Below are 2,975 nucleotides of genomic sequence, written 5' to 3' on the forward strand. Positions count from 1 at the left end.
TTCGACTGTTTCCTTGCTGCGGAGCGGGTCGGCCCGACCGGTCATGTCATCGGTGTCGATATGACGCCCGATATGCTTGATCGGGCACGGGAGAACGCGAAGAGGTGCGGCCGCACAAACGTGGAGTTCCGGCTCGGGGAGATCGAGCACCTCCCGGTGGCGGACAACTCGGTCGACGTGGTCATATCAAACTGTGTCATCAACCTCTCCCCGGACAAACCGCAGGTCTTCCGGGAGGCGTTCCGAGTCCTCCGTCCGGGAGGGCGGCTCATGGTCTCCGATATCGTTCTTGCGGCGCCGCTTCCGGCAGCCCTCGCCGGATCGGCGCTCCTCTACAACAGCTGCGTCGCGGGAGCCCTGGTGAGGGAGGAGTACCTCGGCGGTATCGCTGCTACGGGCTTTACGGAGGTCACGGTCCAGGGGGAGGCGGTCTTCCCGCTCGAGCATATCGTGAGCGAACCGGATCTTGTCAGGGCCCTCGAGGGTGCCGCCCTCAGTGAGTCCGAGAGAGCGTCGCTTCGTGAGAGCATTCTGAGCATAAAGGTCGCCGCCCGAAAGCCGGGGGGCTGCACCTGCGGCGGAACGTGTTAGACACTCTTTCTATTTTTGCAGTCCGGGGAGTTTGCGCTCCCCCCTTTTTGAACCTACTTCCCGATCCCGAGGTCGTCGAGATCCATAACGTAGAACCCTCCGACCCTGAGCACATCTTTCCCCTCGACGGTGCGGGCGGCGATACCGGTGGCCGCGGGTATTGTGAGGCCCTTTATAAGCGGCAACTTCTCCTCCAGGGCGGCGAGGATGCCGCGCGCCTCGGCGAGGGAGAGGTTGCGGTTCTTGATCTCAACGGCGAGGCTTCCTTCCGGGCTGAGGGCGAGGAGGTCGATCTCGTCCCCCCGTCGGTTCCACCAGGAGCCGATCTCCTCGTATCGCTCCGCGAGGTCACGGGCGAGGAGGGTTCGGATCATCTCCTCGAAGGCCTGGCCGGAGAACTCCTTCCACTCCCGGAGGATCCGGTCTTTTAAGAGGTCGAAACGGCCGCTCTCGTAAAGGCTCATATTCCGGTATATGTAACGGGCGTAAAACCGCAAGAAGTTGTCCGCAAAGGTGTATCTGCCCATCTTCGAACGCTTCCCTCTTTCGGTGACCGGAAGGCGGTAATCGATGACCCCGAGGAGGTCGACAAGGTCACGCAGGTATGGGGGGAGCGAGGTCGAGGGAAGGCGGACAACGTCGGCGATCTCCTTCTGGGTCTCCTTTCCTTGGGCGATGGCGGCGAGGATCTCGTAGTAGGTCGCGTGCTCCCGCCCGAACTCTTCAATCATGACATCGCTCATCTCCCGGCGGAGCGGAGCGAGGTCGTCGAGGACAAGCCGGTCGAGGGCGGTCTCGAGGTCGGTGCACTCGTACTTCTCGATGAACGTGTAGTAGTAGATCGTCCCGCCGAAGAGGAGGTAGAGGTCGAGCCGCTCTGCCGGATCCCGCACCCCTATCTCCTCGAGGATGGCGAGGCATTCTTTGGGTTTGAACGGGTGAAGCGTCAGGATGTTGTCGGCGCGCCGAAAGAGGGGTGCGTCTCCTCCAAGGAAGATCTCCCGAATCATGCCGATCGACGAGCCGGAGACGATGACGAAGAGGTGCGAGTCCCGCCCCTTTTGATCCCAGAACCGTTGCATCTGGGATATGAACGAGGGGTGGACTTTTTGGAACCGCTGGAATTCGTCGAAGACGACGATCAGGGGCTGGTTGTAGGAGAAGAGGAACTCAAGGAATGTCTCAGGTGAGTCGATCTTGATGTAGCCGGGAAGGTTGAGTGTCTCTGCCGTCAGCCTTCCAAACTCCTCTATGAGAACTTCGATACTCTTGTTTCCATCGACGTAGAAGTAGAGGGCCGTTTTTCCCTTGCAAAACTCCTTGACGAGCTCGGTCTTGCCGACCCTTCGTCTGCCGGTGACGACGAGAAAGGAGGGAGTCCGGGCGTAGAGGTGCTCCATTAACTGGAGTTCGCGCTCCCTGCCGTAGAACCTCATAGTGATTATGGATATAATTATTATAAATATAATCATTATGGTGCCGCCGGGAGCGCCACCCTTATCTCCCGGGAGGAACGATCTCCTGCCATGGTACGGTCGGGGACGGTCGCGGGTGCACCCTTCGGGGTGACGGGCCGATGATCGAGGAGCACCTCCGGGGACGGGTGAGCGGGGCGCTCACGCGAGTTGCAACCCTCATCGCCCGGACGGGGGCGACCCCGAACACCCTCACGCTGCTTGGATTTCTCGGGATGGCGGCCGCAGGAGCCCTCTGCGCTTTAGGATGGTTCTTCCTTGCCGGACTCGTCGTCGCCGCATCCTGCATCTTCGATGCCCTCGACGGGGCGCTCGCCCGGGCAACCGGGGCAGCCTCGACTTACGGCGCGTTCTTCGACTCGTTCCTGGACCGGTACGCGGAGGCCGCGATCTATGGGGGGCTCGTCATATATTACGCGGGGGCCGGGACGCCCTGGGGCGCCGAGACCGCGTTCTTCGCCGCGATAGGCTCGCTGATGGTCAGTTACGCCCGGGCCCGGGCCGAAGGGCTCGGGGTCGAGTGCCGGGCCGGGCTCTTCGCCAGGCCGGAGCGGATCGCGGTCATCATCATCGGGCTGGTGACGGGGTTCATTCTCCCGGCGCTCGTCGTCCTTGCGGTCGCAACGAACGCCACCGCGGTGCATAGGCTCCTCTACGTCCGGGGGGCTACGCGCCTCTCCTCACGGCCCCCTGGGGCGCGGTGATTCTGTTGTACCGACCAGCGGTCCGGTATCTCCGGAGTACACATCCTGGGAGAGATATTGTCGCCCCTGTGTGCATCGGGGGCAGCCGGGGGTTGTATGGAACGTTTTAAAAAGAGTAATTGGCGGTTATGAAGAACTCTCCTGCTCCGCGTCCTTCTTCTTATACCCCTCAAGCAGGATCGTCACCAGGTTCTTGACGGGCACG

Annotated in this window: 3 protein-coding genes; 2 read left to right on the forward strand and 1 reads right to left on the reverse strand. The window is 61.7% G+C overall.

Annotated elements, in window-relative coordinates; genetic code table 11:
- Window positions 1–591: methyltransferase domain-containing protein (locus tag ACI94_RS11095; protein ID WP_286680955.1), on the forward strand; the 591-nt coding region annotated here is incomplete at its 5' end.
- A gap of 53 nt (window positions 592–644) precedes the next feature.
- Here ACI94_RS11095 and ACI94_RS00400 read toward each other — a convergent pair.
- Window positions 645–2,027 (reverse strand): ATP-binding protein, encoded by a 1,383-nt coding sequence (locus ACI94_RS00400; protein ID WP_273259022.1) that lies wholly within the window; start codon window positions 2,025–2,027, stop codon window positions 645–647.
- A gap of 140 nt (window positions 2,028–2,167) precedes the next feature.
- Here ACI94_RS00400 and ACI94_RS00405 point away from each other — a divergent pair, with 140 nt between their 5' ends.
- Window positions 2,168–2,770, forward strand: coding sequence for a CDP-alcohol phosphatidyltransferase family protein (locus ACI94_RS00405; RefSeq protein ID WP_066958121.1), 603 nt, complete (start codon window positions 2,168–2,170; stop codon window positions 2,768–2,770).
- The last annotated feature ends 205 nt before the right edge of the window (window positions 2,771–2,975 follow it).

Source organism: Methanoculleus sp. DTU007, assembly GCF_001512385.1.
Classification (GTDB): domain Archaea; phylum Halobacteriota; class Methanomicrobia; order Methanomicrobiales; family Methanoculleaceae; genus Methanoculleus; species Methanoculleus thermophilus.

Bases quoted from the DNA above. Each gene is read 5' to 3' on its own strand.
- ACI94_RS00405 (WP_066958121.1), top strand. From the start codon at position 2,168: ATGATCGAGGAGCACCTCCGGGGACGGGTGAGCGGGGCGCTCACGCGA.
- ACI94_RS00400 (WP_273259022.1), bottom strand. From the start codon at position 2,027: ATGAGGTTCTACGGCAGGGAGCGCGAACTCCAGTTAATGGAGCACCTC.